Source organism: Bacillus sp. ISL-7, assembly GCF_018613065.1.
Genome location: NZ_JAGGQW010000031.1, coordinates 21,688 through 42,736, shown reverse-complemented (window position 1 = coordinate 42,736; position 21,049 = coordinate 21,688). Strand labels below are relative to the sequence as shown.

Below are 21,049 nucleotides of genomic sequence, written 5' to 3'. Positions count from 1 at the left end.
TTTACTATATTTTCCTCCCAATCGAATAGGGGGTTTTAAAAATGAGCAGGAAAGTTTATGTTCTTCTAACAGACACGGGTACAGTTTTAGGGAAAATGATTAAGTTCTATACAAAAAAACCACTTAATCATGCCTCAATTGTGATTGATGAACAATTCAACAAGGTTTATAGTTTTGGGAGAAGAAATCCAAGAAATCCTTTCTTTGCAGGATTTGTTGAAGAAAACGTCCGTGGTGGTCTTTTTAGGAATGCCGATTGTGCTATTTATTGCATAACGATTACCGAAAAACAATTTCAAAAAATGATCTGTAAATTAAGGGATATGGAAGACCATAAGGAAGAATACAGGTACAATCTCATTGGGTTAATTGCTGTGATGCTGAATATGGAGATGACCCGTAAAAATGCCTTCTTTTGTTCCCATTTTGTTGCAGCCATCTTGGAAGAGTCCGGAATTGATATCAAAAGTCAAAAGCCTCTATCCCTTGTAACTCCCCATGATATAAAGGAGTCGGCACCCTTAGAATTAATTTATGAAGGGAAATTGTCGGCCTTCATCACCGATTCCCATCGAAAATATTATAAAGAGTTTACTCCTGAGAGTGTCGAAGTTATTTAACTGAAATAACGGAAATTAAGTCACCACTTCCAACAGGTGCTTAATTTCCGTTATTTTAAATAACAATACCTTCTTGCGTTTTACTGTTTTTCCTTTTGACAGTTTCTACTAATGACTTAAATAGCTTAAGAGAATGATGAAAAATAGGACTTTGAATGAATGTATAAAGGAAAGTAGCAATAAATACAGGACCACTTAATAATAAACCGATCATTAATACAATGCTTTCAACTATGATGCGTGCTTGACTTACTGACAACTTTGTTTTATCAGAAATCGAAAGCATGAAGCCATCACGTGGACCAGCGCCAATCCCTGCTGCTACATACATGCCGCCACCAATTCCTGTAATCATGATTCCACTGAGGAGAATGAGGTAATCCAACCATGTGTCAGTTGCTTTTGGGAGAATATCCAACCAGAGAAAAAAGTCCATGATAGGTCCAATACATAGGGCATTTAGGATTGTACCTATGCTAATATAGCTTCGTGCAACAAAAAAGGAAATGAAGATCAGAATTAACCCGCAAATCACTCCCCAAGTACCAATAGTTAAACCAAAATGCTGATATAGGGCGACATTTAGTACTTCCCATGGGTGTAACCCAACATATTTAACCTTAACGGCAATCGCATTTCCCAAGCCGAAAAAGGTTAATCCTGCAAAAAATAAGAAATACTGAAAGAATTTCATCTTCAGTTACCTCCACTTACTCATCGTTTTTCGAATATTTAAACCTATCATAAGATTCTAAAGGATGAATCAATAATAATCAATTGTTAATTAGAAATATAGAATTGTAATCATTAGACTGATATAATTTGAAATATATTTGAATAGTTGAAATTATTATTTTACAAAATTGTGATTGAGGGGATATCTATGAATCTCGTTGCTTCTGAAAAAGTAAAAAGGATGTCGGCAAGTATTTTCCAAGAAATAGCTAATCGGAAACAAGAGGCTATCAAAGATGGTAAAGATGTAATTGATTTAAGTGTAGGGAGTCCAGATTTTCCACCGCCTTCATTTGTCGTGGAAACATTAAGTGACTACGCTAAAGACCCCAGTAAGTATGGCTACACACTGAAAGGGATACCTGAATTTAATGAGGCAGTTGGTTTTTTTTATAAGCAAAGATATGCTGTTGAACTTAAACCCAGTAGTGAGGTATTGCAGTTGATGGGGTCGCAGGATGGTCTTGCCCATTTGGCTACAGCCTTAATTAATCCAGGTGACTATGTACTGGTGCCGGATCCAGGTTATCCAATCTATGAGGCTAGCGTAAACATTGCGGGTGGTGTTATCTACCCAATGCCGTTATTAGCAGAAAACAAGTTTCAACCAGAGCTGGATGCAATCCCGTTAGAAGTTTTACATAAAACGAAAATGATGATTATCAGTTATCCTGGGAATCCAGTCACAGCATTAGCGGATAAATCTTTTTTTGAAAAGGTAGTTGAATTTGCTAAACTTCATGATATTTTGGTTGTTCATGATTTTGCTTATTCTGAGTTGATATTCGATGGGAATCCACAAATAAGTTTCCTGTCGGTTCCCGGTGCAAAAGAGGTTGGAATTGAATTCAATTCGCTTTCAAAGACCTTTAATATGGCGGGTTGCCGGATAGGCTATGTTGTTGGCAATGAGCAAGCTATCGATATCTTGGCTTCCTTTAAATCCCATATTGATTATGGAGTTTTTTATCCAATCCAAATGGCAGCTGTGATGGCATTAACTTCAGATTTTTCATTCCTTCAAACACAGGTGAATGAATATGAAATTCGTCGTGATGCGTTGATTTCTGGGCTTGAAAAAAGCGGCTGGCAAGTAACTAAGTCTCCTGCCACCATGTTTGTTTGGGCAAGAATTCCTGCAGGATGGAATTCCCGTGAGTTTGCCTTTGAATTAATTGACCAAGCGGGTGTGGCAGTGATTCCCGGGGATGCGTTTGGAGATCTTGGTGAAGGATATGTCCGAATCGCCATGGTACAACCTCCAGATCGCCTTTCACTGGCGGCAGAACGGATTCATGAATTCCTAATGGGATACTCATTAAAAAAATAATTAAAAAATCCTAACATCTTTAGTGTTAGGATTTTTCTGGTGAACTGCTACTTGCCTCTTCTATAAACAGAAAAATCCACATATATTTTTTAAAAGGACCTTCCGCACTTTGAAGGTCTTTTACTTTGACGACGAAAGAGGGATACAAATGCTAAGCGATTTGCAACATCTAGAATTAGATATCCCGATTGAAGTGATTTGGGACTTTATTCGAGACGAAAATAATTGGGCACCGCTTGTACCAGGTTATATTCAACATGAAAAAATAAATGAACGTCAAATCTGCTGGGAATTTAAAAGTGACCTCGGCGTTATGAAAAAGAAGGTTAGTTTATTGATTGATATTAAAGAGTGGAATGAACCTGCCAGGGTAAGTTTTGAATTAAAAAGGGCAAACGAAAAGTATTTGGGTGAAGGCTACTTTGAAGCAAAAGCATTAAATAGAAATAAAACTCGAGTGACAGGCTTTCTTGAAATCAATGCATCAGGGCCGATGGGCTCCTTAGCAAATTCGCTATTTAAAAAAGCGCTCCAAAAATCGGATGAAGAAGTAGCATCAGTAATCTCATCAAAGCTAGAAGAATTTCATCGCAGATAAAAATTAAACTTAAGATAAACTTAAGCTATGAATGATAAAGTTAGTCCAAATTCCACTATCTCCAAAGATAGTAGACAGGAGGATGGACTATGAAAGAACCGATTCAAAGCAAAGCCCTAAATGTAATGCTTGTAATTTCAATGGTATGGATGGGGGTTGGAACGTACATACCAACAGCATACGCTGAAACAAATACGTCTCCAGTCCAAGAGGACCAACAAGAAGGAAAACTATCAAAAATAGAGATAGAAGGAATTAAGCTAGACCAGCTGTTTTCAGCAGATTCAAAGGAATATTCTGCCACAGTAAAAAACGAGGTTCCATCGATTAAGTTATTAGTAGAAAGCAGCAATCCAGATTCATCGATTACAATAAATGGGCAGACGGTTATAAGTGGAGTTGTCGGTGCATATTCCCTTCAAACAGGTGAGAATAAATTTATTATTTCTGTGGATAATGGCAGTAACTCAACCAATACCTATACCCTGACTATAATGAGAGAGGAAAATGATAATAATCTCTTGCGAAGTATTATCCTATCAAAAGGGCAGTTATCACCAAACTTTTCTTCTACTGGTACAGACTACAAGGTAGTTGTTCCAAATGACGTTCCTGTGATTACCATTAAACCTGCATCTGTTGAAACAACATCAACTATTAAGGTGAATGAAACTATAGTAACTAAAGATGGTGCTGCAGTAGAACTTCCCGTCGGAGAGTCGGATATTATTATAGCGGTAACAGCTGAAAATGGTGAGAAAAGAATTTATACCTTACACATTACAAGAGCAGCTGCTGAGATAAAAACCAATACCAATGCCAATGCCAATGCCAATGCCAATGCTAATTTAAATCAGAATAATAAACCGGGTCTTTCCCAATCAACATCGCAAACAAATAATCGGCCCAATTCTACCCAACCAACATCACAACAGGCGAGTTCTTTGACCATAGAAAAAACAAGTAAAGCGTTACTTTCCTCACTGTCAGTTTCAGAAGGATCCTGGGATAGCACCTTTAAGAGTGATGAGTTTACCTACCATGTAACCGTGTCAAGTGATATGGACGAGGTAACTCTTAACCCGATTGCAAAATCCAGCAATTCAGAAATTTTGATTGAAGGCAGTACTAAGGAAACAATTAAGCTCGAAGACGACTCGAAAACGATTATTTCTATTATCGTAACAAACGAAGATGATCGAAAAACATATGTGCTAGTATTTGATAAAGAATCTTAAAATGAAGAAATTTTATATTTTTTTTTACTTGAAGAAACCTGCATTTGGCAGGTTTTTTTGAATCAGAATAAACTTTATTTTTAAAAAACTGCACTTATTTTCTAACATGATGCAAAAAATTATGTTATATTAATAAATAAAAAATTTACCGAATTTTCGATTAAGGGAAGGTGGCAGTATGACTATAGAATTGAAATTGAATGACAGCAGTCTTCCGTTGCGGCAAGACGTGAAATTACTAGCAAATATGCTTGGTGAGATTCTGCTCAATCACGGTGGGACCGAACTACTGGATAAAGTGGAAAAAATACGTTTAATGTGTAAGACATTAAGAGAACATTTTGATCAAGATATCTATGATGCATTAAAGGAAGAAATTGCTAGTCTAAGCGCACCTTTAAGGAAACAAGTTATTCGAGCATTCTCCATGTATTTCCACTTAATTAATGCTGCAGAACAGAATCATCGTATTCGTAGACGGAGGCAGTACCAACTCGAGGATGAAACTATTGTCCAACCCGCCTCAATAGAGAGTGCTATTCTTTCGCTTAAAGAGAACAATATTAAGGAAGAAGTCATTCAAGATCTCCTTAATACTTTGTCACTTGAACTCGTTATTACAGCCCATCCAACAGAGGCAACTAAGCGTTCAATTCTTGAAATTCAGCAGCGGATTGCTGTTATCCTAAAAAGTCTCGATCATCCGTTATTAACAAGTAGAGAAAGAAAAAAGCTTGAAGAGAGTTTGTTTAATGAAGTTTCAATTCTTTGGCAAACGGATGAATTACGGCAAACTAAGCCAACGGTTTTAGACGAAGTGAGAAACGGACTATATTATTTTGATCAGACCCTTTTCGAGGTTCTTCCTGAAATCCATCAAGAAGTGGCAGATTCTTTAGAGAAGAATTACACTCAAACACAATGGGAAGTTCCAAATTTTCTCCGTTTTGGATCATGGATCGGTGGAGACCGTGATGGGAATCCCAATGTTACACACGATGTTACTTGGGAGACTCTAAATAGGCAAAGAAGACTCGTCTTAAAAAAATATAAAAATGTTCTCGTTGATTTAATGAAACGATACAGTCATTCCACTTCAAGAGTGGAGGTAAGTAATGATCTTCTTAAGTTAATTGAACTAGAAGATACATATTTAACCGATGAGAAAAAATGGCCAATTCAAACGGAAGTGTACCGTCGAGCATTTGCTATCATTATTGAACGAGTAAAACAAGTAGGTAAAACGAACTTGGGCTATAAATCTTCCGATGAATTACTAAAAGACTTATTTATTATTAAAAAAAGTTTGAAACAGCATCATCCAGCAGCACATGAATTAATGACTATTCAAAAGCTGATTCGACAAGTTCAATTGTTTGGTTTTCATTTAGCGACACTAGATATTCGGAATCATAGTGGTGAACATGAAGCAGCCATGACCGAAATATTGCGCAAAGTCAGTATCTCTGAAAATTATGCAGAGTTGGCGGAAGAAGAAAAACTTAAAATCCTGCAAAATATCCTAAAGGATCCTCGCCCGCTTCTATTATTAAATGAAGATTATTCGGCGGAAACACAGGAAATGATTAAAGTATTCCAAATGATCAAGAAGGCACACGAAGAATTCGGGAAGCGGTCCATTTCCGTTTATCTTGTGAGCATGACAAAATCCCCAAGTGATTTACTAGAGGTGCTTGTTCTTGCTAAAGAGGCTGGGATTTATCGACTGCACGCAGATGGGACCTTAGAAAGTCATTTACATGTGGCTCCATTGCTGGAAACAATTGACGATTTAACCGCTGGGCCAAAAATTATGGAATCACTTTTCGAAATGCCTGTCTATCGAAATCATTTGCAAATTATGGGGGATCAGCAGGAAATAATGCTTGGTTACTCGGATGGAAGCAAAGATGGTGGTACATTGACAGCTAACTGGAAACTATATAAAGCTCAAATTGAAATTCATGAAATGGCGAAGAGGTACCAGATCGGACTTAAGTTCTTCCATGGACGTGGTGGTTCGTTAGGCCGTGGCGGCGGTCCATTAAATAAAAGTATCCTGTCTCAACCGGCAGAAACAATTGGCGACGGTGTTAAAATTACGGAGCAAGGAGAGGTTTTATCTTCACGCTATTTACTTGAGGATATTGCTTATCGTAGTTTGGAACAGGCTACTTCCACGCTGTTCTTAACGGCAACACATAAATCAAAAGAAGCGAAGCAAGGTTTTCAACGTGATCCAATATGGGTGGAGTCGATTGAAGAAATTTCAAGCTTGGCTTTGACCAAATATCAATCACTTGTATTTGGAGATCCAGATTTCCTTACCTACTTCACGGAAGCGACACCACTAAGAGAGCTCGGAGACTTAAACATCGGCTCAAGGCCAATGAGCAGAAAAAATCAGGGCCGCTTTGAAGATTTAAGGGCAATTCCATGGGTGTTTGCTTGGACTCAAAGCCGTCAATTGCTTCCAGCATGGTACGCAGCAGGTACTGGTTTGGCAGGATTTGCAGCTAAAGGAGAACAAAATTTGCAGATGCTTCAGCAAATGTATGAAAAATGGCCGTTCTTCCAATCAACGATTGATAACCTGCAAATGGCATTAATGAAAGCTGATATTACGACAGCCAGAGAATATTTATCCCTTGTGAAAGACCAGAACATTGCAGAACGGATCTTTACTAATATTCTTGAAGAATACGAAACAACAAAAGAAGTTCTCCTTAGAATTACAGGTGATAATGAATTGTTAGATCATACACCTAATATAAAGGAATCGGTATATAGAAGAAATCCATATGTCGATCCGCTAAACTTTTTACAAGTTGAATTAATAAAAGAACTAAGAAATCAAGAAGAACCTAATGAAGAACTATTAATTGAAGTTTTGCTGACAATTAGTGGGATCTCTGCAGGGTTACGAAATACTGGTTGATATTGAAGGACAAGCCATAAACTCTCTCGAAAGAAGAGTTTATGGCTTTTTTCATATATTTCTTCCTGTCAAAAGCGAAGGTGATGATTCCATTTCACACCACCTTCTTAATTTTTTTAAAATAAGGTAAAAGTAAACGTTGTTATTGTACTTTTATTCATATTTATTTACTGTGTTGACAAAATATTACTCATAAGTGTAAAATACATATATAGAGTGAGGTGATTAAGATATGGTGAATCAAGACAATCAAACAATTAATGCTTCGAAAAATTTTGTGCTACCATTTATTTTATTGCTTCTTAGTAAGGTTTCTCTTCATGGATATGAACTTAGCCAGAAGCTAGAGGCATTCGGGTTTAAGACACTTGATCAGGGAAATTTATACAGGTTGTTAAGACAACTTGAAAAGGACGAGCTGTTATCATCAGAATGGGATACTACCGGGAGTGGTCCTGCTAAAAGAAGGTACTCCATAACTAATGCCGGGATCACATACTTAAAGGGATATGCCAATCAACTAGAATCCTACCAATCATTATTGGATCAATTTTTCAAAATGTATTCCAGTTTCTTTGAGCTCTACATTCCTTCATTTCATAAGAAGGATTCCATAGAGAAAGTCAATAATAGTAAGAGGAGGAAAGACGATGGCACAGAAGAAGAATGAAACGGTTCTATCTGCAGTAGAAACAATTAGTCAAGCAGCAGAGGAATCGGTAGCCGTAGGTTCATTTGTTAACACATTTTGGGATCAATTCGAGCTATCACGTGAACGTGCAGAACAGTTACGGGAAAATGGCGAGGATGCATATATTAATGCATTAAAGGAAGTCATCAAATTTAATAAGCAATTTAGGAAATCCGTTTCAAATTTGTATCAACAGTCGAAAAATACTAACAAGGAAATGGTCTCAGAACTGATGCATCAATTACCATTCGGTAAAGAAGATGTCAAGGACGAGGTGTTACCAATACCCGAAACTGAAGAGCTTAAGAAACAATTTGTAGAGGTTTCAGGACAATTAGAGAACCTCGCTCTTACACCAATTAAATCTATCTTTCATGTTGTTGAACAAATGGAAGATAATTTTGAAAAAAGTGCAGAATCTAGTGTAGCTTATGGGCGTGAAAGTCGAAATGCATGGTTCCAGGTAAGGAAGGAATATGTTAAATTAGCAAGAGATTCTCATTTGAATCTTGTTGACAGAAGCAAATCCAGTTTTAAAGAATTCATTAAACCACAATAATTATTTTTACCGTCCTAGGGGAATTATCAACTTTGAGGATCCACATAGGTAAATTTTATTATATATTAGAACCACAATCTCTTTTCTTTAAGAAACAAGAGATTGTGGTTCTTTTATTTTTGTTGGCACTTTAGAGTTAAGCTAAAAATGAACACTTTGTTAAATCCCTTCCAAAAGTTACTAATGAAATGTTAATGTAATATTATTATTACCTAGTAGACAAATTTAGAAGTTATACTCTAATTAAGACAAAATAGGATGATACAGGGTTGCTTTATTGGAATTAAGAAGGCAGAGGTGTAAATTGAAAAAGAAGTTATTTGCACTATGTACCACAATTATTATGGGACTAGGGAGTGTTTTCTTGTTGCCAGTAGTAAACGCAAAGGCAGATAATCCTACAATTAAAAGTATAGAAGAGCAGCGTTCTGGTCTTCAGACAGATATAACAAAAGCAAATCAGGAAATTTCTCAAGTACAAGATGAATTAACAAAATTATCGGAACAAATTAAAAGAGTTGATGAGGCAATTAAAGATAATAATAAAATGATATTTCAAACAGAAGAAAAAGTAAAAGCATCACAGTCCAAAGTGAAAGTTCTTCAGCAAGAGGTTATGGATATACAAGAGAGAATCAATAAACGGAATGAAATAATAAAAAAACGTGCTCTATCCCTACAAGCAAGTGGTGGCAAGGTTAGTTATATTGACGTCATCCTTGGAGCTTCTAACTTTAGTGACTTCGTGGGTCGACTTGGCGCTGTTTCAACCTTGGTAGAAGCGGACCAAGATCTTGTAACGAAGCAAATAAAGGACCAAAAAGAAGTTCAAATGAAACAATCCTCCGTAGTAAAAAAGCTAAACGATTTGCAAAACATGAAAACGGAGCTTGTTGGAATGCAAGCACAGATAATAGAACAAAAAGTGCAAAATGATGCACTTAAAGAAGAACTAAAACTAAAAGAGCAAGAAAAACTTACTGTAATGGCAGATTTACAAATGCAAGATGGTACGCTTGCATCAAAGGAAGCACAAATAAAAAGTGTTACCTCTAAGGATGAGAATACCGAACCTGTTAATATTAATGTATCGATACCAACTACCACAAATGAAGTACATAATATTGTCATCCACGCAGGTGATAAGTACATAGGGAACTCTGTTTATGTGTTTGGCGGGGGAAGAAATTCTTATGATGTAGCCAATGGAAGATTTGATTGTTCTGGATTTGTTGCATGGGCGTTCAGACAGGCAGGGATTAAAGTTGGTGCCCATACCGATATTCTGAAAAATACTGGAACCAGAGTATCAATGAGTGAAGCACGACCTGGGGACCTTGTATTCTTTGATACTTATAAAATCGACGGACATGTGGGGATTTATCTTGGTGGAGGTAAATTCATTGGTTCACAAAGCTCGACGGGGATTGCGATTGCAGATTTAACGGGCGGTTACTATAAAAAGAAATTTAATGGACGTGTCATGAGAATCATCAACGACAAACAATAAAAAGAAGCGATGCATCGCTCCTTTTTATTGTTTGCTAATAATTAAATGTTGTAGAGGAAATTGTCGTTTGTGGCCATGTAATTTAGCGGATCACATTTTTGTTTATGGAGAAATGTAAATAAATGAAACTATTACATGAATTACTTCGTTATTAATAACGAGGTGTAAAAGTAAAAAAAGATATTGCAAAGTAGTTAGTTAATGAGTAAAATAAATAGGTTGTAAATCATCATGACTTACGATACTGTCGCAATAGGTTAGGAGAAAATCACAACATGGAATTACTTTTGATTATTAAAGCCATTATCCTTGGATTAGTAGAAGGTTTAACAGAATTCGCACCAGTTTCCTCCACAGGTCACATGATTATCGTTGATGATATGTGGTTGCAATCTGAAAAGTTTTTGACACAGCATGGAGCCAACACGTTTAAAATTGTTATTCAACTTGGTTCGATTCTTGCGGTTGTCGTCACCTTTAAGGACCGCTTCATTGATTTATTAGGTCTAGGCCGCATCAATAAGAAAGTTGTTAACGAGCAAGGCCGTCTTAAATTAACACAAGTTATTGTCGGTTTAATTCCTGCAGGTGTTTTAGGCGTTCTCTTTAATGACTATATTGATGACCACTTATTTTCAACCGCAACGGTTTTAATTGGTTTAGTTATTGGTGCTATATTAATGATTCTTGCAGATTTTATTGGTCCAAAACATCCGAAAACACAAACAGTTGATCAGATTTCCTATGGACAAGCTTTGGCTGTTGGTTTATTTCAATGTTTATCCTTATGGCCTGGATTTTCTCGTTCCGGATCAACTATCTCAGGTGGCGTATTACTGGGAATGAGTCACCGAGCTGCAGCGGATTTTACCTTTATCATGGCTGTGCCAATTATGGCAGGTGCAAGTTTACTCTCCTTATTAAAAAACTGGGAATATATGACGATTGATGCCTTGCCATTTTTTATTGCTGGATTTATTAGTGCCTTTATTTTTGCGTTATTTTCCATTCGCTTTTTCTTAAAGCTGATTAACAAAATTAAACTTTTGCCGTTTGCAATTTATCGCATTGTTTTGGCATTAATTCTTTATATTATTTTCTTTTAAATTTTAGCCAGCTTACAAAATGTAAGCTGCTTTTTTTTGTTTCAAACTTTGCAGCCAGTTTTATGTTTATTTACCCAAATAAACATAAAAGGGTAGGAACCTATCTAGAAATAAATAGTCATTTACCTGTTTTCCGTAAGAAAGTTGCCTATACCACAATTGCTGAATAGAATATTTTAAAATAAGTGGATTGTTCAACTGGACGGAAGGAGGGATAGACATGGAAAAAGGACGGTGCGAGGAGCATTGTTTATGTAATGAAATGGAACAGTTGCTTGATGAACAACAAAGATTATCCTTTGAAGGTTTTCGATTTGTATGCGATAAAATTGGGTTTGATACCATTCCCTTTGTCCTTTCTACTAGTAAATGTCCATTTGAGGTAATGGGGAAAACGAAGAGTGGTCTATTTTTTACTACTCAAGTATTCAGATTAGAAAGTCTTGATTCAAGGCATTGCTGTGCAAAGCTATCGCTGCTTTTGCCTGTAGATATAGATGGTTTTGCAGTAGACCTTTGTGACGAAGTATTTTCATTAATAAAAACGAATAACTGTATTTTAGTTGATCTATCTTGTTTTTGCAGTATTCAACCTTTATCCCCCAGATTAGTTAATAGGGGACTGCCAATTGTTGAACCCAAATGTTAATAAAAAGAGCAGATTAGGGTCTAATCAGGAAATAAAATATAGACCCAGACCCTAATCGATTTTCTTAACACAAATCTGGAAAGTCAGTAATAATACCTTCGACATGTAGATTTTTTAAAGTATTGACCTCATTCTTTTTTTTTGCTGTCCATATAATCGTTTTTAATCCATGTTGATGAATTCTTTTAATAAGCCTTTTATTAACCATGGTTATTTTAGGATTTACATAAGAAACATAACTTGCAAAAGACTTTAAATCTTTATTTGAAATAATATTTACACCCGAATTCTTTACTAAAACTCCAATCGGGATGGAAGGAAGCAGTTCATGAAAACGTTTAAGTGAACCACGATCAAATGATTGAATAATTATATGATTTTCTCCTGATGTTAAATTTCTTTTGATTAGTTCTTCGGCAGTCTTTTCCACCATTTGCGGGTAAAGTGAGGGTTTTTTTAATTCAAGTAAAATACCAATTTTCCCTGCAAACTCATCGAAAAACTCAGAGAGGGAAGGGACCTTCTCACCAGCAAATTTACTATGGAACCAACTTCCTGCATCAAGGTTTTGAATTTCTTGCAAGGTGAGGTCCTTTACCTTCCCTTTCCCATTCGTTGTCCTGTTAACGGTTGAATCATGAATCACGACCAATTCACCGTCTTTTGTCATTTGAACATCGATTTCAAGGTAATCTACACCTAAGTCTACGGCTTTCTTAAAAGAATGTATTCTCAGGGCAGTATCCAGCTGCACCTCTATGGCCAATTTTCAAGGGAGAGTGTTGTTTATCCTTTAAGCTTAACCGTGTCATCAATCGATAAGATACCATAAAAATCAGAAACAAAAGGGCTGCGGCATTCCTCAAGTTTGGGACTCCAATCTACATTTATTTGTGAACATGTTATGAAAAACAGTGGCAATTGTCAACTAAATGAAGAGATTTTTATAAAAGTGAATTCCCCTGGGTCATACTTTTCTATTTTGATAATTGCTTTTTGTTGCTAAGAATGGGCTTCTTCTTTTTTTTCAAAACTGGGTAATATGGATATGTGTCTATCGCACATTTTTATCTATGTGAATAGGATATATGGAAATCAGAAAAGGAGGTAATGTAAATGTCTGGTGCAGCTGGTGGCTACGGCGGCGGATTTGCCCTACTAGTCGTTTTATTTATTTTGTTAATCATTATTGGGGCTTCATGGTGCTACTAAGTTTTCTATTAATATAAAAAGGAGGTCATGAAAATGTTTGGATATGGTGGATATGGTGGTGGCTGTGGTGGATATGGATATGGTGGTGGCTGTGGCTACGGCGGCGGGTTTGCTTTAATCGTAGTATTATTTATCCTCTTGATTATTGTAGGTGCAGCTTGTTTTAGATAAGAATATAAATAGGTGAACCCGCTTGGTTAATCAAGCGGGTTTTCTTGTGCAAATATATTGGCTCTTTTCCATTTACTAAATGCATCTAATTCGCTGGAAATTTTTTTTACGGTAAAGCCAATCAAGGCGGCGTCATCCAATATGCCAAGCCCGATGATGAAATCTGGTACTAAATCAAGTGGTGAAACAAAATAAAGCAGGGTTCCGACAACGGTAAGAATTGTACTGGGAGAAACATTTTTATATTCACCCTTCGAATAAGATTTAACCAGATCAAAAAATAATTGCAATTTTTCCCAAACTTCTCCTAAGTTTTGTTTTTTCTCATTTGCCATTTTTATTGCTTTGTTTAGTAAGCCTTGTGTTTTTTGCTGATCATCGAGGAAATCTTTAGCTTTGACATTATATTTTTGCTGCTCTTTTTCAAAAATCTTCTCTTTACTTAACAACCTGTCCACTTCCTTTTTTAAAAGACCATCTTTAGTATTCCACCAAATTAAAAAAAACATGAGATAATAGATCACCAATAAAAACAAAAACCAGGCGCATGAGCACCTGGTTTTCTACTATTATATTAAACAATGCTTTCATTTAAATTAGTTTGCGTTCCCCATACAATATCTTCGATTTCAGTGCCTTCAAGGGTTTCTTTCTTTAATAAAGCCTCGACCAATTGCTGATATTGATTGTGATGACTATTAATGAGATTTTCTGCTTTTTCTAATGCTTTTCCAAATAGTTCCTGCATTTTTTCTTCTTTATCTTGTTTATTGAAGGTCAACTGGAACCCTTCTTGAAGCATTCCGGTATCCACCATTTGTTCAATGATTTGTTTTGCCTGCTGCACGTCTCCACCTACACCGATACTGTGTTCACCCAAATGCATTCTTTCGGCAACTCCTCCAGCTAATACCATTGCCACACGCTCTAGTAAGTCACTGGTTGTCGACAAGTGCAGTTCCTTTGGAATGGGTGCAACATAACCCAACGCCTCACCGCGAGGGATAATGGTTGCTTTTCTAACAGAACCTGGCTTCGTTAGCGATGCCACAATGGCATGACCTGCTTCATGGATGGCAACCCTGCGCTTTGTTTCAAGGTCTTGCAATGAGCGGGAGGTACTCCCTAAGATGGTTCTATCCAAGGCATAGTCAAGGTCATGCTTCTTAATCATATCCTGCCCGTTTCGAACGGCTCTCCTACTTGCCGTTTCAAAAAGGGACTGAAGCTCTGCGCCTGAGAAACCAGAGGTACTTTCTGCTAATTCATCTAATTTTGAAAGTACATCTTTAGCAAATGACTTACCTTTAGCATGAATACCAATGATTTCTCTTCTGCCTTTTGTATCGGGCAGCGGTACATGAAAAGAGAAGTCGATTCTTCCTGGTCGCAGAAAGGCTTCATCAAGCAAGTCTTTTCTATTGGTTGCAGCTATAAATAGAATTCCATCATTTGAATGTCCGCCATCAAGCTGGACAAGTAATTCAGTTAATGTTTTTTCTGCTTCCTCGCCACCATGTGCTTTTCTTTTAGCAGCTAGAGCATCTACTTCATCGATGAAAATAACAGCTGGACTTTGTTTTCTAGCCGTTTTAAACAAGGAACGGACCCGACTGGCCCCTACACCAATGAACATTTCATTAAAAGCTGATCCACTGGCTGTAAAAAATGAAGCATTTAGTTCACGAGCAATTGCTTGTGCAAGTAAGGTTTTACCAGTTCCAGGCGGTCCGTACAACAGTATGCCTTTCGGTGGCTTAATTCCTAATTTTGTTGCTCGTTCCGGTTCTTTAAGGGTAGTAAGTGTTTGTAATATTTCTTCCTTCATTTCGTCTCCGAGGCCACCTACATCTTTTAAGCTAATAGAAGGAAGCGCGCGAGAATTGGCAACACTATTTTTCATTGAATTATTTAATCCGAGGCTGCCCTTTGTTTTTTGAAGAGCAAATGCTGCTCCAGCCAGAAGAAGAATAACACCACCCAAAATCCACTTTCCATATTTACTGCTAGTGGAGTATGAATATTCGATATTATATTTTCCAACCAGTTTGTCTAACATTTGACTATTGGGAGGAACATGGGAAATAAATTCGCCTTCCCTTGTTTGAATATAAAGGCTCCCATCAGGTTTTTCAATTAGTTTAACTACTTTTCCTTGTTGATCTTGAATGGTTTTCTCAACAGAAGAGAAGGGAATAGCGACTTCATTATTTGTGGTCTGGACGACCCAGATTGTTCCTGCAATAACTAATATAAACGCTGCAATTAGCGGAATAAACTTTGAAACTTTTCGTATACTTTGATTCAATACCTTCATCTCCTTCAACAGAATACTACTCTATTATAAAGGGATTTCCAGAAAAATGGATGTGGGAATCGTTGGGAAACTCTTGTCGTAATGAAAAAACACCAGCACTTTTTTGAATAGGTGTGGTGTCTTTTATAAGATTAGGATAATAGACGTAGATGTGGAATAATTGGCATCAATACACTCTGAGCAATCACACCAATACTTGCACCTATACTCGATGCTTTACTCCATTTAAAAACATGAACTTTTTCGTCTTTTCCTTCATACAAAAATAATAGCTGTTCGCCTTCTTCAGCAATTCCAATTTTTTTATAAGAAATGTTGTTCTCCTTTAAAACAATATCAAAGGCTTTATGCAATAAATTTATGGACTGCTGATCAATTTTTATAATATTCATTTCCCGTTACCTCCGTTGTGGTTATGTATGAACGGTCCTTAATACAATGATTTCCGCGTACCTTCATTATATTCTTTCTGAATAAGGGATTAAAGAAATAATCGTTGCTGATCCAAATTGAATTATTGCAAAGTTAGCGTTTCAGAGATAAGATTGAGGTTATGGACAAAAATTTTTATTGTCAAAAGAGAGGAAAACGAAATGGGTAACAATTTTAAAGAAGATGTATTGTCACGCCGGACATTTGCGATTATTTCCCACCCTGATGCCGGTAAAACCACGCTAACTGAAAAATTATTATTATTCGGCGGTGCCATTCGTGATGCGGGCACTGTAAAAGCGAAAAAAACGGGAAAGTTTGCTACAAGTGATTGGATGGAAATTGAAAAGCAGCGGGGAATATCGGTAACCTCCAGTGTAATGCAATTTGACTATGATGGATTCCGTGTCAATATTTTGGATACTCCTGGCCACCAGGATTTCAGTGAAGATACGTACCGTACTTTGATGGCTGTAGATAGTGCTGTGATGATCGTCGATGCTGCAAAAGGGATTGAGGCACAAACACTCAAGCTTTTTAAAGTATGTCGGATGCGTGGTATTCCAATTTTTACATTTATGAATAAACTTGATCGCCAAGGCAAGCCGCCACTTGAACTTTTGGCTGAATTAGAAGAGGTTCTCGGCATTGAATCATATCCGATGAACTGGCCGATCGGGATGGGGAAAGAGTTCCTTGGAATTTATGATCGATTTAACAATAGGGTTGAACAGTTCCGTGTCGATGAGGAAGAACGATTTATTCCATTAAATGAAGACGGGGAAATAGCTGGGGACCACCCGCTAAAAACGTCGGGACTTTATGATCAAACACTTGATGAAATCATGTTGCTTAATGAGGCTGGAAATGAATTTTCAGCGGAAAAAGTAGCAGCTGGTAACTTGACACCTGTTTTCTTTGGTAGTGCACTAACTGCCTTTGGTGTCCAAACATTTCTTGAGTCTTACCTAGAGTTTGCTCCGCCCCCAAAGGCGCGTAATTCATCCATTGGGGAAATTGATCCATTAGGGAACCAATTTTCAGGTTTTGTCTTTAAAATTCAAGCAAATATGAACCCTGCACACCGAGACAGGATTGCTTTCGTACGAGTGTGTTCTGGGAAATTTGAGCGAGGAATGACAGTGAATATTCCGCGTTTGAATAAACAAATAAAGCTTTCTCAATCGACATCGTTTATGGCGGAAGAACGAAATACGGTAGATGAGGCAGTTAGTGGAGATATTATTGGCTTATACGATACAGGAACTTACCAAATTGGCGACACAATGACTTCTGGGAAGGATGACTTTCAATATGAAAGACTGCCTCAGTTTACACCAGAACTGTATGTCAGGGTTTCTGCCAAAAACGTGATGAAGCAAAAATCATTTTATAAAGGAATTCAGCAGCTCGTTCAAGAAGGAGCAATTCAGCTTTATAAAACAATTAAAACGGATGACTATTTATTAGGTGCAGTTGGTCAATTGCAGTTTGAGGTTTTTGAGCATCGAATGAGAAATGAGTATAATGCAGAAGTATTGATGGAACGGATGGGGTCGAAAATAGCTCGTTGGGTTGAAGGTGAAACCGTCGATGAAAATTTATCGAGTTCCCGTTCTCTTCTAGTTAAAGACAGATATGACCATTATGTATTTTTGTTTGAAAATGACTTTGCTCTCCGTTGGTTCCAAGAGAAAAATCCAACAGTTAAACTCTATAATCCAATGGATCAGGAGACTTAAGAAAAGTGGCGGGTTTGATACCTGCCCTTTTCCATGGATTGATAAAACAGAAAATTCAGACTAACTATCCATAGACGAATCTTTTCAAGGGACTTTACAATGATTACAATCGTCTATTTATAGACTAAGGAGGAGATAAGTTGGAAAAAGGGTATTTTTTCACTGGTTTTCCTGCGTTCATTTGTAATCACTTGCGCATTCTAAAAAGAATTAAGGTTTGGAAAAAATATTGAATTTATGGTATTTTTTTACATAGTTTGGAAAAGCTAAGTTGAAGTGTTCTTTAGCTTACAAAAATATGCCATGAGAAGCGGGATTGTACGATGAAAAAGATGAGCAAACTCGAAGCTGTTTTATGGAATATTGCTTTTCCTGGTTTTAGTCAATTGTTAATGGGTCAATATATCAAAGGAATATTGTTCGTTGCATTAGAAGTAATGATCAATGCCAAAAGTCACTTTAATATGGCAATTATGTTGAGCTTCTTAGGAGAAATTGACAAGGCAGGGGCTGTTCTTAACTATCAATGGCTTATGTTTTATCCGTGTGTTTATATGTTTTCCATGTGGGATGGTTATCGTTCTGCCATGCCTGCTAATGAAAAGTACACATTTTTACCATTTGTCTTCGGTGCTTACTTTGTCACTGTGGGATTAATGCTGTCACCAAAAATCACGATTCTAAAAGTTCACCCAGGTCCTGTATTTTTACCGATGTTATTTTTAATTCCTGGGCTGCTAATTGGCTTTATATTGAAATTTTTAATGTCTATAAAGCTTCGAAAAAAAATGATCGAATAAAAAGCTTCAAATCAGGATATATCTGGTTTGAAGTTTTTTATTGAGAAAATTTTTTTATAACCCCCACAAACTGATTCAGAAGAAACGTAACTATGTAGTGAAAAGAAAAAAGCATTAATCGCACTAAACAATAAAGAGGAAATGATAGCCATTCTTGGTGCTATCTTTTTCAAAATGCTAACCCCATAAAGTCAAATATAACAGTCTTATGTTATAATTGGTCGAATAGAGGTGAGCAAATGCTAAGTTTATTGTTTATGGCTAAAAAGAAAAAAAGAACTTTGGAAGAAACCGTTCTCTTAATTCAACAAGGTGAGCAATACCTACTTGACGAAATTATCAGGGCTTATAAGCCATTTATTGCAAAAACAGTGTCTTCAGTATGTAGACGATATATCTATGAATCCGATGATGAATTTAGCATTGGTCTCATCGCATTTAATGAAGCGATAGAGAAATACTCAACTGAGCGCGGAAGTTCTTTATTGAGTTTTTCCGAAGTCATAATCAAAAGAAGAGTTATTGACTATATCCGTAAACAGTCGAAAAATCAGCACCTAAGTTTTGATTTAACCAATGATACCAAAGACGAAGAATCAGCAGGAACAATCATTGTTAATGAGCTCTCACTTGATGACTACAATAAAAAGAATGATGATCAATTAAGGAAAGATGAAATCCTTCACTTTCAAAAATTATTAACTACCTTTGATTTAAGTTTCAGTGACTTAGTAGAGAATTCACCTAAGCACTTCGACGCCCGAAAAAATGCCATTATAATAGCGAAAATGTTAGTAGAAAATCAGGAGTTAAAAGAATTATTATTTACGAACAAGCGTCTACCCATTAAGCAATTAGAAAAAATGGTAGATGTCAGCAGAAAGACGATTGAACGAAACAGGAAATATATTATTGCCATTGCACTTATTTTATCGGGTGATTATATCTTTATGAAAGATTATATAAAGGGGGTGCTTGAAACATGAAAAAGGGAGTTGTAATGGAAATAGATGATGCATTCCTAACGCTTTTAACCCCTGAAGGTGAGTTTTTGCATGCCAAGAGACAAAATCAGCCATATGCAATTGGTGAAGAAATCCACTTTTTTCCGATTGAAAGTGTTAAAACTTCGAATCATTTTAATACATTAAAAAATGTTTTTAAATTAAAACCAGTTTGGGCGCTAATGGCAGCATTATTTATCTTCCTCGGTTTGTTTTTTCCCATGTATCAAAATAATAAGGCATATGCCTATATGTCCATCGATGTAAATCCAAGTATTGAGTTAAGTATTAATAAAAAAATGCAGGTTGTAGAGATAACTGGTTATAACAAAGAAGGAAAAGAGATTATTTCCCAATTGAACAAATGGGAAAAAGAGGATGTTTCTAAAGTAGCTCAAACAATTTTAGCTGAAATGGAAAAAGAAGGCTACTTGAATACTAAGGAAAACATTATTATTTCCACGGTCCGGACAAAAGAGGCTGAAGTTAAGATTGATAAAAAGCTTCAAGAGAATATTGATGAGATCAAGGCGTCAGTGAACAAACAAAAGTTAGAAATTACAGTTTTAAAAGCTACGGAAAGCGAATGGAAAAAAGCTCATAAGCTTGGTATCACAACTGGAAAATACAAGAAAAACAAAATTCAGGGTTCTATTAATCAAAATGTGAAGACAAAAGATAAGGGCGGAAAAATTGATAGGAAAGCTGTACCATTAAGTCCTGCTAACAAAATTCCCCCTGGCCAAGTAAAAAAACAAACAGAAAATAAGGCTATTCAAAACAAAGAGCTTGGTGGAAATAAAAAGCAAATTGAAAAAAAAGGATTGAATGGAAAAGTTATCGCACCTGACCAACTAAAAAGGATCGAAGCAGGTCAACTAAAACAGAAACAACCACAGCAAAAAAAACAAAATAATCAAAGGGAAAAATCATCCCAGAATAAAAAATCAAAAGTCAACGAAAAACAGGAGAAAGACAGTCAAAAAGTTGATGATAAAAATATTGGCCAGTACCAAGTAAAATATACTCCAAAATATAAAGATAAAAATAGCGAAAAACATGATGAAAAACAAAATGGGGAAAGTTACCAAAAGTATAATCACAATCAAAAGAATAAATAAAGTCCGGATATATTATCCCGGACTTTTTTCCATATTTATTAAATTATTTTTGAGTGAATTGTCCAGAAATTTGTGCTTGGGCTTGTTGAACAAGGCGTTTTGTAATTTCGCCACCTACAGACCCGTTTGCTCTTGAAACAGTATCTGAACCTAAATTAACGCCGAATTCTTGGGCAATTTCGTATTTTACCTGGTCTAAATATTGTTCAATCCCAGGCACTAACAACTTGTTACTGCTATTGGCCATTTTATTCAACTCCTTATTTTCGGTACAGA

22 protein-coding genes and 1 pseudogene are annotated in these 21,049 nt (G+C 36.4%); 17 read left to right on the top strand and 6 right to left on the bottom strand.

Annotated features, from left to right (window positions below; translation table 11 throughout):
• The first annotated feature begins 41 nt into the window (after positions 1-41).
• Positions 42-620 carry a hypothetical protein gene (locus J7E66_RS09370; RefSeq protein WP_214999466.1) on the top strand — a complete coding sequence of 193 codons (579 nt, stop codon included), beginning with the start codon at positions 42-44 and terminating at the stop codon, positions 618-620.
• A gap of 55 nt (positions 621-675) precedes the next feature.
• Here the strand turns inward: J7E66_RS09370 and J7E66_RS09365 are convergent, their stop codons facing one another.
• Positions 676-1,320 carry a YczE/YyaS/YitT family protein gene (locus J7E66_RS09365; protein WP_214999979.1) on the bottom strand — a complete coding sequence of 215 codons (645 nt, stop codon included), beginning with the start codon at positions 1,318-1,320 and terminating at the stop codon, positions 676-678.
• A gap of 183 nt (positions 1,321-1,503) precedes the next feature.
• Between J7E66_RS09365 and J7E66_RS09360 the strand changes: the two genes are divergently transcribed.
• The 9 genes from J7E66_RS09360 to J7E66_RS09320 all read left to right on the top strand — a co-directional run bounded on the left by J7E66_RS09360 (position 1,504) and on the right by J7E66_RS09320 (position 11,974).
• Positions 1,504-2,685 carry an LL-diaminopimelate aminotransferase gene (locus J7E66_RS09360; RefSeq protein ID WP_214999464.1) on the top strand — a complete coding sequence of 394 codons (1,182 nt, stop codon included), beginning with the start codon at positions 1,504-1,506 and terminating at the stop codon, positions 2,683-2,685.
• A 148-nt stretch (positions 2,686-2,833) separates the two neighbouring features.
• Positions 2,834-3,283, top strand: a complete 450-nt coding sequence (locus J7E66_RS09355) for an SRPBCC family protein (protein WP_214732286.1) — start codon at positions 2,834-2,836, stop codon at positions 3,281-3,283.
• Positions 3,284-3,372: 89 nt separating this feature from the next.
• The gene (locus J7E66_RS09350; protein ID WP_214999462.1) at positions 3,373-4,521 is read left to right on the top strand and encodes a cadherin-like beta sandwich domain-containing protein; all 1,149 of its coding nucleotides are present in this window, start codon (positions 3,373-3,375) and stop codon (positions 4,519-4,521) included.
• A gap of 178 nt (positions 4,522-4,699) precedes the next feature.
• The gene (gene ppc / locus J7E66_RS09345) at positions 4,700-7,459 is read left to right on the top strand and encodes a phosphoenolpyruvate carboxylase (protein ID WP_214999460.1); all 2,760 of its coding nucleotides are present in this window, start codon (positions 4,700-4,702) and stop codon (positions 7,457-7,459) included.
• A gap of 232 nt (positions 7,460-7,691) precedes the next feature.
• Entirely contained in the window at positions 7,692-8,129 is a 438-nt protein-coding gene (gene phaQ, locus J7E66_RS09340) for a poly-beta-hydroxybutyrate-responsive repressor (protein WP_214999458.1), read from the top strand.
• On the top strand, positions 8,110-8,709 hold the full coding sequence (locus tag J7E66_RS09335) for a hypothetical protein (RefSeq protein WP_214999456.1): 600 nt from the start codon (positions 8,110-8,112) through the stop codon (positions 8,707-8,709). Before phaQ ends, J7E66_RS09335 begins: the two co-directional genes overlap by 20 nt.
• Before the next feature lie 367 nt (positions 8,710-9,076).
• A complete protein-coding gene (locus tag J7E66_RS09330) occupies positions 9,077-10,219 on the top strand; it encodes a coiled-coil domain-containing protein (protein WP_251032852.1) in 1,143 nt (380 codons plus the stop codon).
• 275 nt (positions 10,220-10,494) lie between these two features.
• Positions 10,495-11,325 (top strand): undecaprenyl-diphosphate phosphatase, encoded by an 831-nt coding sequence (locus tag J7E66_RS09325; RefSeq protein ID WP_214999452.1) that lies wholly within the window; start codon positions 10,495-10,497, stop codon positions 11,323-11,325.
• Positions 11,326-11,545: 220 nt separating this feature from the next.
• A complete protein-coding gene (locus J7E66_RS09320; RefSeq protein WP_214999451.1) occupies positions 11,546-11,974 on the top strand; it encodes a CotY/CotZ family spore coat protein in 429 nt (142 codons plus the stop codon).
• A gap of 64 nt (positions 11,975-12,038) precedes the next feature.
• Here the strand turns inward: J7E66_RS09320 and J7E66_RS09315 are convergent, their stop codons facing one another.
• A complete protein-coding gene (locus J7E66_RS09315; RefSeq protein ID WP_251032867.1) occupies positions 12,039-12,644 on the bottom strand; it encodes a glycerophosphodiester phosphodiesterase in 606 nt (201 codons plus the stop codon).
• A 446-nt stretch (positions 12,645-13,090) separates the two neighbouring features.
• Between J7E66_RS09315 and J7E66_RS09310 the strand changes: the two genes are divergently transcribed.
• The gene (locus J7E66_RS09310; protein WP_026566235.1) at positions 13,091-13,186 is read left to right on the top strand and encodes a YjcZ family sporulation protein; all 96 of its coding nucleotides are present in this window, start codon (positions 13,091-13,093) and stop codon (positions 13,184-13,186) included.
• 33 nt (positions 13,187-13,219) lie between these two features.
• Positions 13,220-13,357 carry a YjcZ family sporulation protein gene (locus J7E66_RS09305; RefSeq protein ID WP_214999447.1) on the top strand — a complete coding sequence of 46 codons (138 nt, stop codon included), beginning with the start codon at positions 13,220-13,222 and terminating at the stop codon, positions 13,355-13,357.
• Positions 13,358-13,383: 26 nt separating this feature from the next.
• Here J7E66_RS09305 and J7E66_RS09300 read toward each other — a convergent pair whose 3' ends face one another.
• The 3 genes from J7E66_RS09300 to J7E66_RS09290 form a co-directional block, all read right to left on the bottom strand.
• A complete protein-coding gene (locus tag J7E66_RS09300) occupies positions 13,384-13,866 on the bottom strand; it encodes a YkvA family protein (protein ID WP_214999445.1) in 483 nt (160 codons plus the stop codon).
• A gap of 65 nt (positions 13,867-13,931) precedes the next feature.
• Positions 13,932-15,665: an AAA family ATPase gene (locus J7E66_RS09295; RefSeq protein WP_251032851.1), complete on the bottom strand. Its 1,734-nt coding sequence runs from the start codon at positions 15,663-15,665 to the stop codon at positions 13,932-13,934.
• A gap of 140 nt (positions 15,666-15,805) precedes the next feature.
• The gene (locus J7E66_RS09290) at positions 15,806-16,066 is read right to left on the bottom strand and encodes a hypothetical protein (RefSeq protein ID WP_214999443.1); all 261 of its coding nucleotides are present in this window, start codon (positions 16,064-16,066) and stop codon (positions 15,806-15,808) included.
• A gap of 201 nt (positions 16,067-16,267) precedes the next feature.
• Here J7E66_RS09290 and J7E66_RS09285 point away from each other — a divergent pair, with 201 nt between their 5' ends.
• The 5 genes and pseudogenes from J7E66_RS09285 (at position 16,268) to J7E66_RS09270 (ending at position 20,773) form a co-directional block, all read left to right on the top strand.
• Positions 16,268-17,848 (top strand): peptide chain release factor 3, encoded by a 1,581-nt coding sequence (locus J7E66_RS09285; RefSeq protein ID WP_214999441.1) that lies wholly within the window; start codon positions 16,268-16,270, stop codon positions 17,846-17,848.
• 323 nt (positions 17,849-18,171) lie between these two features.
• Entirely contained in the window at positions 18,172-18,648 is a 477-nt protein-coding gene (locus J7E66_RS09280; protein WP_214999439.1) for a hypothetical protein, read from the top strand.
• Positions 18,649-18,887: 239 nt separating this feature from the next.
• On the top strand, positions 18,888-19,634 hold the full coding sequence (gene sigI / locus J7E66_RS09275) for an RNA polymerase sigma factor SigI (RefSeq protein ID WP_214999437.1): 747 nt from the start codon (positions 18,888-18,890) through the stop codon (positions 19,632-19,634).
• Positions 19,631-19,699 (top strand): annotated as a pseudogene (locus J7E66_RS33080) (anti-sigma factor domain-containing protein); the annotation flags it as partial. The gene sigI and the pseudogene J7E66_RS33080, both read left to right, overlap by 4 nt.
• Positions 19,700-19,873: 174 nt before the next feature.
• Entirely contained in the window at positions 19,874-20,773 is a 900-nt protein-coding gene (locus J7E66_RS09270; protein ID WP_251032850.1) for an anti-sigma-I factor RsgI family protein, read from the top strand.
• Positions 20,774-20,816: 43 nt separating this feature from the next.
• Here J7E66_RS09270 and J7E66_RS09265 read toward each other — a convergent pair whose 3' ends face one another.
• On the bottom strand, positions 20,817-21,020 hold the full coding sequence (locus J7E66_RS09265) for an alpha/beta-type small acid-soluble spore protein (RefSeq protein ID WP_088086184.1): 204 nt from the start codon (positions 21,018-21,020) through the stop codon (positions 20,817-20,819).
• Between the last annotated feature and the right edge of the window lie 29 nt (positions 21,021-21,049).